Source organism: Acidimicrobiales bacterium (assembly GCA_036273495.1).
In the GTDB taxonomy this organism is placed as follows: Bacteria; Actinomycetota; Acidimicrobiia; order Acidimicrobiales; family JAJPHE01; genus DASSEU01.
Map to the genome: position 1 here is coordinate 1 of DASUHN010000317.1, position 12,743 is coordinate 12,743.

Genomic DNA, 12,743 nt, shown 5'->3' on the forward strand with positions numbered 1-12,743 from the left:
TACGACGACGGGATAGCGGTCAACGTCCTGTCTCCATCCGGGCTGGTGGCGACTCCGGGGGTGATCCACCACGGCCTCAACCGCAACGTCCCGGAGGACCGGCTGGAGCCCCCGGCGGTCATCGTCGAGGCCGCCTACGCCCTGTGCACCGGTGACCCGCGCGCCCTGACCGGAAGGATCGCGTACGCCAAGCCCCTCCTGGCCGAACTTGGGATCCCGGTCCCGACCGCATCTGGGCCGGTCGGCTAGGCCCTGAACCAGAACGGCCCGATCGGGATGCCGTCGGAGTCGCGGACCGGAAAAACGGGGTGTGGGACCTGGAGCCCGAGAGCGGAATCGAACCGCTGACCTGCGCATTACGAGTGCGCTGCTCTGCCGGCTGAGCTACTCGGGCGAAGTGGTCACTCTACCAACGGCCTCATTCCGCCCGGCCCAGCTTGACGAGGAGCGCCTGCAGCATCAGCGACTCGTTGGGGTTGCGGACGAGCTCCCGGCCGGCCTCGTCGATGGCGGCAACGGCGGCAGCGGCCGCCCGGCCGTCCCCTTCCGACCGGGCGGCGACCATCCGGTTGCGGTACTCGCCGGCGAGGGCGGCGAGGCCGGCGCGCAGCTCGTCGGTGCGGATCCGGCGCTGCTGGCGGCGGTGGCGCTCCTCGAGGTCGCGCAGGCCCGCTCCCCGCTCGCCGAACTCCTTGGCGCGGGCGGTGGCGGCCGCCAGCTCCTCGGTCTGGCGCCGGCGCAGGGGCTCGAGGGTGGCCTCGCATCCCTCGAGCAGCTCCGCCACCAGCCGGGCCACCGTGGCCCCGGTGCCATCCAGGCGCCGCGGCACGTTCCGCCAGGCCCGGCGCCAGTCCTCGGCCTCGGGCTCGTCGGCGGCCCGGGGCGCCAGGTCGACCCGCACACACCGGCTGGCGATCGTCACCATCTCCGGCGAGACGGTCTCGGCGGTGACCACGAACACCGTGCCCGGGGCCGGCTCCTCGATCGTCTTCAGGAGGGCGGGCGCGGCCGGCCCCACCAGGTGCAGCTCGGTGAGGATCAGCACCTTGCGCCCGGCCTCGCTCGGGGTGCGGGCCGACAGGCGCACCACCTCGCGGGCCTCCCCCACGGTGATCGACGCTCCCGTCCGCTCCCGGACGACGACGTCGGGGTGCAGCCCGGCCCGTACCCGCCGACACGTCTCGCACGTCCCGCATCCGCCGTCCGGGCACACCAGGGCGGCGGCGAAGGCCACGGCCATGTCCCGCTTCCCCGCTCCCGGTGGACCGAGGAGCAGGTAGGCGTGCACGGGCGAGCGCGCCGCCGCCGCCAGCGCCGCCACCGCCCGGTCCTGTCCGGTCAGCGCACCGAGGACCGGGGGGATGCTCACCGTCGCCGACGTCACCGGATCCCCATGTCCGCCAGTCCGGCGGTCACCCGGACCTCCACGTCCTCGACCGTCCCGCTGCCGTCGGCCACCAGCCAACGCTCGGGATCACCGGCGGCCAGCTCCCGGAAGCCGGCAGCGACCCGGTCGTGGAAGTCCCGCCCGGCGCTCTCGAGCCGGTCCGCCTCCCGGCTCCGGCGTGACGCGGCCACCTCCGGGGACACCTCGAGCAGCACCACGGCGTCGGGCCAGATTCCCTGCGCCGCCCATGTGCACATGCCCCGGAGCTCCTCGACGTCCAGGCCCCGGCCGTAGCCCTGGTAGGCCAGAGTCGAATGACTGAACCGGTCGGTGACCACGAGCCGGCCTGCGCCCAGGGCCGGGACCACCACCTCCGCCACGTGTTGGGCGCGCGCCGCCAGCATCACGAGCGTCTCGGCCCGGGCGTCGAAGGCCGGGCCTTCTCCGTGGTCGAGCACCAGGGTGCGCAGGGCCTCACCGAGGGTCGTGCCCCCCGGCTCCCGGGTGAGCAGGGCGCCCGTCCGGGCGGCGAAGCGCGCCGCCTGCGTCGACTTCCCGCAGCCCTCGCCGCCCTCGAAGGCGATGAGCCGGCCCCGGGCCATCTCAGTCCTTCGCCGGCGTGGACTTCTTCGCTCCCGCCTTCTTGGCCCCCGCCTTCTTGGCCCCCGCCTTCTTGACTCCGGCGGCCTTCTTGACCCCGGCCTTCTTGACCGTCCGGCGGGGCTTGGCCGGGCCCGCCGCCCTCCGGTCCGCCAGCAGCTCGGCCCCCCGCTCGGGCGTGATCGTCTCGGGGTCGTCACCCTTGCGGAGCGACGCGTTGGTCTCCCCGTCGGTGACGTAGGGCCCGAACCGCCCGCTCTTGACGACCATCGGCGCCCCGGTGGCGGGGTCGGGGCCGAGCTCCTTGAGGGGGGCCGCCGACCGGGCGCCCCGGCGGGTCTTGGGCTGGGCAAACAACGCCAGCGCCTCGTCCAGGCCCACCGTGAAGAGAGCCTCCTCGGCGTCGACCGACCGCGTGTCGGAGTCCTTCTTCAGGTAGGGCCCGAACCTCCCGTTGAGGGCCACGATCTCCTGCCCGTCGGCGGGGTCCACCCCCACGACCCGGGGCAGCGACAAGAGGCGCAGCGCCTCCTCGAGGGTCACGCTGTCGAGCGACATCGACTTGAACAGCGACGCCGTGGGCGGGCGCTCCTTCGAGTCGGGCTCGGGCTGGCCCAGCTGCACGTACGGGCCGTACCGCCCCGCCTTGGCGACAACCGGGAGGCCGGTGGCGGGATCCTCGCCCAGGTCCCGGTCCCCGCTGGGCGCCGAGAGCAGCTCCTCGACCTTCTCGACGGTCAGCTCGTCGGGCGCCAGGTCCTCGGGGATCGACGCCCGGTCCTCGCCCCGCTGGACGTAGGGCCCGTAGCGGCCGACGCGAACGACCAGCTCCTGGCCGTCCGAGCCGGGCCCGATCGGGATGGAGTTGACCTCACGCGCGTCGATGCGATCGAGGTGCTCCGACACGACGGTCTTGAGCCCGGGCGCCCCGTTCCCAAAGTAGAAGCGCCGCAGCCATGGCACCGACTCCTGGGACCCGCCGGCGATCTCGTCGAGGTCGTCCTCCATGGCGGCGGTGAACCCGTAGTCGACCAGCTCGGGAAAGTGGGACTCGAGCAGCCCCACCACGGCGAAGGCGACGAAGGACGGCACGAGCGCCGTTCCCTTCTTCCACACGTAGCCCCGGTCCTGGACGGTGGAGATGATCGACGCGTACGTCGACGGGCGTCCCACACCCATCTCCTCCAGTGCCTTGACCAGAGACGCCTCGGTGTAGCGGGCCGGCGGCTGGGTGGCGTGGGAGCGGGGATCCATCCCGTCCACGGCCAACGCGTCCCCGGCGCTGAGCGGGGGCAGGCGCACCTCCCGGTCTTCGAGCTCGGCCTCGGGATCGTCGGCGCCCTCCACGTAGGCCCGCATGAATCCGGGGAACAGGATGACCTTGCCGCTGGCGCTGAAGGTCGCCTCCACCGCGTGCCGCAACGCCTCGGGTGCGGAGGCGGCGGGCGCGGCCGTGCCGGTGATGCGCACCTGGGCGCTGGTGCCGCGGGCGTCCGCCATCTGCGACGCGATAGTCCGCTTCCACACCAGGTCGTACAGGCGGAGGTCGTCCCCGTGCAGCTCCCCGGACAGCTCGTCGGGGGTGCGCATCTCGTCTCCCGCCGGCCGGATGGCCTCGTGGGCCTCCTGGGCGTTCTTCACCTTCTTCTCGTAGCGGCGGGGCTGGGCCGGCAGGTACTCGTCCCCGTACATGCGGGTGATGCGCTCCCGTGCCGCCGCCACCGCCGACTCGGCGAGGGTGGTGGAGTCGGTGCGCATGTAGGTGATGTAGCCGTTCTCGTACAGCCGTTGGGCCACCTGCATGGTGCGCGCCGAGCCGAAGCGCAGCTTGCGGCTCGCCTCCTGCTGCAGCGTGGAGGTGATGAACGGCGCGTAGGGGCGCCGGGTGAACGGCTTCTCCTCGACCGAGTCCACCCGGAAGGAGGTGTCGTGGAGCCGCTCGGCCAGGTTACGGGCCTCGGCCTCGCCGAGGAGCACCGGGGCGGCGACGCCGTTCCCGGCCGCCTCCAGGCGGCCCTCCGGGCTGAAGTCGCGTCCGAGGGCCAGGCGCCGGCCGTCGAGAGCCGAGAGCGTGGCGGAGAAGGTGCGGGGGTCCCCGGCCTCGGCCTCGAAGAGGGCCTCGATGTCCCACCACTCGGCCGACCGGAACCGCATCCGGGCCCGCTCCCGGTCGACCAGCATCCGGGTGGCCACGCTCTGCACCCGCCCCGCCGACAGCCGGGGCATGACCTTCTTCCACAGGACCGGGCTGACCTCGTAGCCGTAGAGGCGGTCGAGGATCCGGCGCGCCTCTTGGGCGTCGACCAGGCGCCGGTCCAGCTCCCGACCCTCCCGGACCGCCCGCTCGATGGCGGTGGGGGTGATCTCGTGGAAGACCATGCGGCGCACCGGCACCCGGGGGGCCAGCACCTCGATCAGGTGCCAGGCGATCGACTCCCCCTCGCGGTCCTCGTCGGTCGCGAGGAACAGCTCGTCGGCGTCCTTGAGGAGCGACTTCAGCCGGGCGACCTGGGACTTCTTCTCCCGGGCCACCACGTAGAGGGGCTTGAAGTCGTTCTCGGTGTCCACCCCGAGGCGGGCCCACGCCTCGCCCTTGTAGGCGGCGGGGACCTCGGCGGCGTTGCGTGGCAGGTCCCGGATGTGGCCGATGGACGACTCGACCACGTAGTCGCGCCCCAGGTACCCGGCGATGGTCCGGGCCTTGGCGGGGCTCTCAACGATCACAAGCGGCTTGGGCATTCGAATGAGCAGGGTGCGCGGCGGCTCGGGCCGGTGTCAAACGTTTGTGTCGTACCCGACCATCCCGGCGGGGGGCGGGCCCCTCGAAACCGGACACGGAAAGTGGTCAAGTTGACCACCGACCGTGCCGATAGTCGGGAAGGACGCCCACCGGCCACCCGGCGGGCGGAGCGACAGAGGCCCGGTGCCGCCGCCAACCCCGCCCCCGGCGGCTGGCCCGGGCCTAGGTCGCCTCCCCGCTCAGGCGCGGGCGCCTACGGCGTCCCCGGAGGGGGCGGGATCGGCCTCCCCGATGGACTCGGTCGAGCGCTTGGAGAAGGCGATGGAGCCGAGCAGGACCGCCAGGGCAATGCCGGCCACCGTGTAGCGCTCGGCGGCGTGGGTGTGCAGCTTGATGACCTCCGGGAGGATCAAGAGCGACACCAGGTTCATCACCTTGATCAGCGGGTTGAGGGCGGGCCCGGCGGTGTCCTTGAAGGGGTCTCCGACGGTGTCACCGATGACCGCCGCCTTGTGGGCCTCGGAGCCCTTGCCCCCCTCGTGGCCGTCCTCGATGTACTTCTTGGCGTTGTCCCACGCCCCGCCGGCGTTCGACAGGTACACCGCCATCAGCTGGCCGGTGAGGATGGCCGCGGCCAGGAAGGCTCCGAGGGCGAAGTAGTTGATCCCGAAGCCGACGATCACGGGCGAGAGGATCGCGAGCAGGGCCGGGGTCACCAGCTCCCGCTGGGCGGCGGCGGTGCAGATGGCGATGACCCGCCCGTACTCGGGACGCTCGGTGCGGTCCATGATCCCGGGGTGCTCCCGGAACTGCCGGCGCACCTCCTGCACCACGGTCCCGGCCGAGCGGCCCACGGCCCGGATGGCCAGGCCGGAGAAGAGGAAGGCGATGGAGCCCCCGATGAGCAGCCCCACGAACGTGGTCGGGTTGGCGACGTTGATCTGGGTTCCGATGTCCTTGAAGATGGCGTTGCCGGTGGCGGTGACGCCCGACAGCGGCTCGTTGGCGATGGTCTCGACGAACGAGGCGAACAGGGCCACGGTGGCGATCACCGCCGAGGCGATGGCCACCCCCTTGGTGATGGCCTTGGTCGTGTTGCCGACGGCGTCGAGGCTGACCATGATCCGCTGGGGCTCCCCCTCGAACTCGCCGGCCATCTCGGCGATTCCGGCGGCGTTGTCGGACACCGGCCCGAAGCTGTCCTCGGAAACCACCATGCCGGCGGTGGACAGGAGCCCGATGCCGATGAGCGCCACCAGGTAGAGGGTGAACTCGATGTTCCCGTTGCCGAGGGCGATGGCCACGGCCAGCGCGATGGCGATGGCCACGATGGCCCACACCGACGACTCGAGCCCGGACGCGATGCCCGACAGCACCGTCGTGGCCGGGCCCGTCCGGGCCGACGCGGCGATCTCTTTGACCGGGGAGGTCTCGGTCGACGTGAAGTACTCGGTGATCACGCTGGCGACCTGGCCCAGCACCACCCCGACCAGCACGGCGAAGAACACCTTCCAGCTGTGCACGTAGAAGTGGGCCACCAGGGCGGCGGCTATGAGGGTCAGGAAGCCGGACAGCCGGTAGGCGCGGTTGATCGGGGACATGGCGCTGCGATCGCGCTCCGTGGCCCGCACAGCGTAGATGCCGATGATCGAGGCCAGGATCCCGAAGCCGGCCACGATCAGGGGGAAGATCAGGCCCCGGGCCGAATGGCCGCCGGGGCCGTTGAAGGCGGCGTAGCCGAGGATCAGCGAGGCGACGATCGTCACCGCGTAGGACTCGAACAGGTCCGCCGCCATGCCGGCGCAGTCACCGACGTTGTCCCCCACGTTGTCGGCGATGGTCGCGGCGTTGCGGGGATCGTCCTCCGGGATGCCGACCTCGACCTTGCCGACGAGGTCGGCGCCGACGTCCGCCGCCTTGGTGAAGATGCCCCCGCCGACTCGCATGAACAGGGCCAGCAGCGAGCCGCCGAACCCGAAGCCCTCGAGGACGTTGGTCACCGAGTTCTGGAAGATCAGGGTGATCACCGACGCGCCGATCAGGCCCAGCCCCACGCAGAACAGGCCGGTGATGCCGCCCGTGCGGAAGGCGATGCGCAGTGCGGGCGGCAGCGTGCCGTTCCGGGCGGCAGCGGCGGTCCGCACGTTGCCGCGCACCGCCAGGCTCATCCCGATGGTGCCGGTGAGCCCGGAGAAGAGGGCGCCGACGAGGAACGCTATGGCGCGCGCCAGCCCCGACCCCACGAAGCTCAGATGGTGGGGCTGGCCCGGCTGGCCGACCTTGACGGCGGTGATGAACACCAGCACCGCCAGCGGGATCACGACGATGCCGATGGTGCGGAACTGCCGGCGGAGGAAGGCCTCGGCCCCCTCCTGGATGGCGGCGGCAATCTCCTGCATCGCCGTCGTGCCGGTGTCCTCGGCCAGCACGCCGCGCATCAGGCCGAAGGCGGCGAGCAGGGCCACGACTCCCGTGATCAGGGCAAAGACCAGCCATTCCTTCTCTGTGCTCCGGAGGAGGAACGGCTGGTACCCGCCCTGCGTGGCCAGCATGGACATCATGCGGAGTGCTCCCTTCTGTCGGATCGTTCCCTCTTGCGCGCCGCCGCCCGCCCCGAAGGGGCCGGCTCCTTGCCGACGGACTCCTTGCTCACGAACAGCTGGCGGGCCAGCTTCTCGCCCACGGTTCGGTCCTCCCCGGCCACGCGCAGCACCAGCGGACCGTCGAAGGGGTGCTTCTCGCGCACCTCGACCCGCACGCCGGGACGCAGGCCCAAGGTGTCGAGGAAGGCCACGACCTCGGGGTCGGTCGAGCCCGGCACCGCCACGGTGGCCACGTCCCCCGGCTCGAGGGCATACAGCACGGGAAGCTCGTCGATGTCGGCCTCCTGGGCCTCCGGGATCGGGAAGCCGTGCGGGCAGGTGGCGGGCCGGTCGAGGGCCACGTACAGCCGCTCCTCGACCTCCTGGGGCAGGTCGTGCTCGAACGACCCGGCAAAGCGGTCGGCCTCGTTCCAGGCGTAGCCGAGCATGTCCGAGAGGAACCGCTCGACGATGCGGTGGCGACGGATGGCGGCCACCGCCGCCCGGCGCCCGAGGACGGTCAGCTCGACGCCGCGGTAGGGGCGGTGGTCGACCAGGCCCCGGTCGGCCAGGCGCTTCACGGTGGTGGTGGCCGTGCCCGGGCTGATGCCCAGCGCCTCAGCCAGCGCCCCGGTGTGGGCGTCGGTCCCCGCCTTGGTGAGGCGGTACAGGGCCTTCAGGGCCTCACGCTCGGACTTTGACAGGACCAGTTCCATAGGTTTTCGAGGCGGTGAACCTAGTTTCCGACCCTCGAAACGTGCAATTCCCGGTCAGGTCACCTCGGCCGGCTCGGCGGGGGCCAGGATCTCGTAGATGGGGTTGAGGATGGCGGGCCGGCCCCGGTGGGTCCCGACCACCCCGTCGGCCAGGAGACGGGCCCCCGGCTCGATGCCCGGCACCCGCCGGCGGCCCATGAACGTGATCAAGATGCGCCCCGTCTGGTCTTCGAGGGTGCACTCCAGGCTGGGCACCCCCGCAAAGGGCTGCACCCGCACCGACCGGATCCGGCCCGCCACCCGGGCGGGGCGGCGGGGGTGGACCTCGGCTATCGGGATGGTCCCCGCCACGTCCAGCCCCGAGAGGAGGCTCTCCTCCCGGCGCTCCCGGGGGGCCCGCTCCCTTCCGGCGGCGGGCGCCGGGTCGGGCCGGGACGCCGCCTCGGCCCCGGCCTGGGCCCGCCGGCGGTGGATCCGCTCGAGGGCCACGTCGACCGGGAACGGCACGATGGTGGCGGTCACGTGGGGAAGCTGGGCCACGACCTCCACCATCCGGTCGGCGGTCTGGTCGTGCAGCACCCGGGCCAGGGGCCCGCGGTAGGCCCGGCGGGGCAGGAGCACGCTGACCTCGGTCTCCCCGTCGGCGGAGGCCTCGGCCGCCAGCTCGAGGGCGGCCCGGGTGAGGCGGCGGTCCTGACACTCGATCAGCTCCAGGGTGAGCCGGGACAGCCCGAGGCGCGACCAGCGCTCCGACAGATCGGCGGCGTGGGCGGTGTCGAGCACGAAGTGCACGGCGCGCAGCTCGTCGGGGTTGAGGGTGCGGGCGTACTGGATGGCGCGGGCCGTGGCCAGGTCCAGCCGGTCGACGAGCACCAGCACGGTGTGGCGGCGCAGGGTGGGGGCCTCGGCCGCCCGGGCGGCCACGCCCTCCCCGAGCACGGCCGCCTCCAGCCGGTACCGGCGGTTGAGCCGGCTGAACGCCGCCACCAGGAGGGGCAGGAGGACCACGACGACCCACGCCCCCTCGGTGAACTTGGTGACCACGAAGACGAGGTCGACGATGGCCGACAGCACCCCGGCGCCGGCGCAGATGCCCAGCTTTCGCCTCCAGTGCGACCCGCGCTCCTTCCAGTGGTGGCGGACCATGCCCGCCCCCGACAGGGTGAATCCGGTGAACACGCCTATGGCGTAGAGGGCTATCAGCGAGTTCACGTTGGAGTTGGTGACCAGGAGCAGGCCCATCGCCACGACCGTGAGCACGATGATCCCGTTGGAGAAGACCAGGCGGTGACCCCGGCGCATCAGCTGGCGGGGCAGGAAGGAGTCCTCGGCGGCGAAGCTGGCGAGGAAGGGGAAGCCGGTGAAGCTGGTGTTGGCGGCCAGGATCAGGATGGCGGCGGTCCCCGTCTGCAGCATGTAGTAGAGGAAGGGGCCGGCCCCCCTGCTGCCGTAGACGTACTTGCCGACCTGGGAGATCACGGTCGGTGTCCCCGACTCGAAGGGGACCGGGTGGGTCAGGGAGGCGAACACCGAGACCACGAGGAACATGGTCCCGAGGATGATGGCCATCCAGACCAGCGTCTGGCGGGCGTTGCGGGACTGCGGGGACCGGAAGACGCTCACCCCGTTGGAGATGGCCTCGGTGCCGGTGAGCGCCGAGCCGCCGCTGGCGTAGGCCTTGAGGACGATGAACAGCGACGCCCCGAGGAACAGGCCCGAGCCGCGATGGCCGGGGTGCAAGGTTCCGGCCAGCTGGGCGGTGTGCTCGTGCAGGTGCCCGAGGGCCGCCCGCACCGCCCCCACCCCCGCCAGCACGACCATGTTGGCGATGAAGAAGAACGTCGGCACCGCGAAGCTGCGCCCCGCCTCCCTGATCCCCCGCAGGTTCCCGTAGGCCAGCAGCAGCACGAAGCCGATCCCGATGGCCGTGGTGGCCCGGCTGAGCGCCGGGACCGCCGAGGTGATGGCCGCCGTTCCCGCCGCCACCGAGACCGCAACCGTCAGCGTGTAGTCGACGAGGAGCGACGCCGCCGCCACCTGCGACACGAGCGGGCCGAGGTTCTCCCGGCTGACGACGTAGGCGCCTCCGGCTTTGGGATAGGCCTGCACGACCTGGCGGTAGAGCAGGGTGACGAGCACCAGCACGCCGATGATGGCGAGGGTGATCGGCACGAGCATGCTGAAGGCGGCCAGCCCGATGTAGGGGAACAGCACGACCAGGATCTCCTCGGTGGCGTAGGCCGAGGAGGACATGACGTCGGAGGACAGCACCGCCAGGGCAGTGGGCTTGCCCAGGCGCTCGGAGGCCAACCGCTCGCTGACGAGGGGCGGGCCGAGGAGCAGCCGTTTGACGCGATAGCCCGCGGACTCCGGGAGGGCCGGCACTTCCTTCGCGCTCACGAGCGAAGCGTACGACCGGGGGCGCCCGGGATGGCAATCACCGCCAACCGCCTGTAGTAGCAATTGGACCTGTGCACGTGGTGATCGTCGGGTGCGGGCGGGTCGGCTCGGGCCTCGGGATCTCCCTGGTGGCCGACGGCCACACCGTGGCGATCATCGACAAGCGCTCCTCGGCCTTCCGGCGCCTCCCCGAGGGCTGGGGGGGCCAGACCCTGAGCGGCTTCGGCTTCGACCGCGAGACGTTGGAGGAGGCGGGCATCCGCACGGCCGGGGCGCTGGCGGCGGTGACCAACGGGGACAACTCCAACATCCTCTCGGCGCGGATCGCCCGGGAGACCTACGAGGTCGAGAGCGTGGTGGCCCGCATCTATGACCCTCGCCGGGCCACCATCTACCGCCGCCTCGGGATCCCTACGGTCGCCACGGTCACCTGGACCACCGACCAGGTGCTGCGCCGGCTGTTCCCCGAGCGCGCCGAGGTGGAGTGGTCCAGCCCGGCCGGGGAGCTGTGCCTGGTCGAGCGGGCCCTCCCACCGGGGTGGGCGGGGCGGAAGATCAAGAAGCTCGACGTGCCCGGGGAGATCCAGGTGGTCGGGATCATCCGCGCCGAGCAGGCCCGCCTGGCCACCGACGAGATCGGCCAGGAGGGGGACATCCTCCACATCGCCGTGCAGCGTCCGGCGCTCGACGAGCTCGAGCGCCGCCTGAAGGCCCCCGAGCTGTGAGGGACCGGGCCGGGTGAAGGTCGTCATCGTCGGGGCCGGCAACGTCGGCACGTTCATCTCCACCGACCTGCAGGCCGGCGGCCACGACGTCACGCTGATGGAGAAGGACTACGAGCTGGCCCGGCGCCTGTCCCAGACCCTGCCCGTGAAGATCCTGGCCGCCGACGCGTGCGAGGTGAGCAACCTGCAGCGCGCCGAGGTGGGCGAGGCCGACGTGGTCGTGGCCGCGACCGGGGACGACGAGGACAACCTGGTGGTGTCGCTCCTGGCCAAGCAGGAGTTCGCCGTGCCCCGCGTGGTGGCCCGGGTGAACCACCCCAAGAACCACTGGCTGTTCAACGAGGCTTGGGGAGTGGACGTGGCGGTGTCGACACCCCATCTCCTGACCGGAGTGGTCGAGGAGGCGGTCAGCGTCGGGTCGCTCGTCCGTCTGCTGCAGCTCGAGCAGGGCGAGGCCAACCTGGTCGAGGTGACCCTGGCCGACGACTCGCCGGCCGACGGGCGGAGCATCGCCGACCTGAGCATGCCCCGCGACGCCACGGTGGTGGCGGTGATCAGGAGCGGCCACGTGGTGGTGCCGCGGGGTGACACGGTGCTCGTGGCCGGCGACGAGGTGCTGGCCCTGGTCACACCGCGGTCGGTCGACGAGGTGCGCACCCTGCTCATCGCTCCTTAGCCGTCCCGCTCCTCCCACGGGTCGCATTTGATTGTGAGGGTCAGGGAGCTGCCCTCCACTCCCACCTCGTCGACCAGGGCGCGGATGAGAGGCAGGCGCAGCTCACCCTCGACGGCGGCCCGGCCGGGGTCGGTGGGGATGTCGGCGGGCGGGGCCAGGAATGCGGCCTCCCCCTCGGAGATCACCGCCACCACACACCGGTCCGGGGCCTCGTGCCAGCGCAGCACGACCGTCTCCCCGTGCTCCATCGCCTCGGTCACCGCTTCGGACGCAGCCAGCACCAGGTCCTCGGTGCGCTCGTCGTCGAGGTCGCGCCGCTGGGCCAGCGTGTGCACGAGCATGCGCGCCACTCCAAGGCCGTTGGAGTCGGAGGGGAGGTCGACGTGGACCCCGCCGGTTCGCTCGACGAAGTCGAGGACGCCCGGGCTGATCGTCACCGGTCCCGCCTTCGGGGTCAGGACGCGGAGGGGGCGTTCTTGGTGGCCGAGTCCACGTCGTCGAAGATCTCGAAGACCTTGGTGAGCCCGGTGATCTCGAACACCTTGAGGATCCGGCGCTGGGTGCAGACCAGGGTCAGGTCCCCGTCGTGGCTGCGCAGCCGCTTGAGCCCGCCGACCAGCACGCCGAGCCCGGTGGAGTCGAGGAAGTCGACGCCCTCCAGGTCCACCACGACGTGGTGGTGGCCCTGGCTGACCAGCTCGACCAGCCGCTCTCGGAGCCGCGGGGCGGTGTACACGTCGACCTCACCGTTGACCGACAGCACGGCGTGGCCGTTCCGTTCGGTGACGTCGAGTCCCAGGTCCATCCCCACTCCTTCGGCGGTCGTCCGGTCGGTCACGCTACCCCCTGCCGGTTAGGTTCAGCACATGACGGACCTCGAAGAGGTCCTGCGGGTCTGTTCCCAACACGGCCAGCTC

Annotated in this window: 11 protein-coding genes and 1 tRNA gene; 3 read left to right on the plus strand and 9 right to left on the minus strand. The window is 71.9% G+C overall.

The window, feature by feature from the left end; all coding sequences use genetic code 11:
- Positions 1-249 (plus strand): hypothetical protein (locus VFW24_13525; protein HEX5267785.1); only part of this gene is annotated, 249 nt, incomplete at its 5' end.
- 69 nt (positions 250-318) lie between these two features.
- Here the strand turns inward: VFW24_13525 and VFW24_13530 are convergent.
- The 7 genes from VFW24_13530 to VFW24_13560 form a co-directional block, all read right to left on the minus strand.
- Positions 319-394 (minus strand) — tRNA-Thr (locus tag VFW24_13530).
- Between the two features lie 24 nt (positions 395-418).
- Positions 419-1,369 carry a hypothetical protein gene (locus VFW24_13535; GenBank protein ID HEX5267786.1) on the minus strand — a complete coding sequence of 317 codons (951 nt, stop codon included), beginning with the start codon at positions 1,367-1,369 and terminating at the stop codon, positions 419-421.
- 11 nt (positions 1,370-1,380) lie between these two features.
- Entirely contained in the window at positions 1,381-1,989 is a 609-nt protein-coding gene (tmk, locus tag VFW24_13540; GenBank protein ID HEX5267787.1) for a dTMP kinase, read from the minus strand.
- A 1-nt stretch (position 1,990) separates the two neighbouring features.
- Positions 1,991-4,726: a type I DNA topoisomerase gene (topA, locus tag VFW24_13545; GenBank protein ID HEX5267788.1), complete on the minus strand. Its 2,736-nt coding sequence runs from the start codon at positions 4,724-4,726 to the stop codon at positions 1,991-1,993.
- 240 nt (positions 4,727-4,966) lie between these two features.
- Positions 4,967-7,279: a sodium-translocating pyrophosphatase gene (locus VFW24_13550; GenBank protein HEX5267789.1), complete on the minus strand. Its 2,313-nt coding sequence runs from the start codon at positions 7,277-7,279 to the stop codon at positions 4,967-4,969.
- Positions 7,280-7,284: 5 nt separating this feature from the next.
- Positions 7,285-8,025: a metal-dependent transcriptional regulator gene (locus VFW24_13555; protein ID HEX5267790.1), complete on the minus strand. Its 741-nt coding sequence runs from the start codon at positions 8,023-8,025 to the stop codon at positions 7,285-7,287.
- 54 nt (positions 8,026-8,079) lie between these two features.
- Positions 8,080-10,425 carry an amino acid permease gene (locus VFW24_13560; protein HEX5267791.1) on the minus strand — a complete coding sequence of 782 codons (2,346 nt, stop codon included), beginning with the start codon at positions 10,423-10,425 and terminating at the stop codon, positions 8,080-8,082.
- 71 nt (positions 10,426-10,496) lie between these two features.
- Here VFW24_13560 and VFW24_13565 point away from each other — a divergent pair, with 71 nt between their 5' ends.
- Positions 10,497-11,150: a TrkA family potassium uptake protein gene (locus tag VFW24_13565; protein HEX5267792.1), complete on the plus strand. Its 654-nt coding sequence runs from the start codon at positions 10,497-10,499 to the stop codon at positions 11,148-11,150.
- Positions 11,151-11,163: 13 nt separating this feature from the next.
- On the plus strand, positions 11,164-11,826 hold the full coding sequence (locus VFW24_13570; protein ID HEX5267793.1) for a TrkA family potassium uptake protein: 663 nt from the start codon (positions 11,164-11,166) through the stop codon (positions 11,824-11,826).
- Here the strand turns inward: VFW24_13570 and VFW24_13575 are convergent.
- Together VFW24_13575 and VFW24_13580 are read right to left on the minus strand one after the other, a co-directional pair.
- Positions 11,823-12,263 (minus strand): ATP-binding protein, encoded by a 441-nt coding sequence (locus VFW24_13575; GenBank protein ID HEX5267794.1) that lies wholly within the window; start codon positions 12,261-12,263, stop codon positions 11,823-11,825. The two genes, VFW24_13570 and VFW24_13575, sit on opposite strands and share 4 nt — an antisense overlap.
- Before the next feature lie 17 nt (positions 12,264-12,280).
- Complete coding sequence (locus VFW24_13580) at positions 12,281-12,664, minus strand: STAS domain-containing protein (protein HEX5267795.1); 384 nt, start codon at positions 12,662-12,664, stop codon at positions 12,281-12,283.
- Positions 12,665-12,743: the final 79 nt, after the last annotated feature.

Excerpts from the sequence above, each read along its gene's own strand:
- tmk (HEX5267787.1), bottom strand. The coding sequence starts at position 1,989 with ATGGCCCGGGGCCGGCTCATCGCCTTCGAGGGCGGCGAGGGCTGCGGG.
- topA (HEX5267788.1), bottom strand. The coding sequence starts at position 4,726 with ATGCCCAAGCCGCTTGTGATCGTTGAGAGCCCCGCCAAGGCCCGGACC.
- VFW24_13550 (HEX5267789.1), bottom strand. The coding sequence starts at position 7,279 with ATGCTGGCCACGCAGGGCGGGTACCAGCCGTTCCTCCTCCGGAGCACA.
- VFW24_13555 (HEX5267790.1), bottom strand. The coding sequence starts at position 8,025 with ATGGAACTGGTCCTGTCAAAGTCCGAGCGTGAGGCCCTGAAGGCCCTG.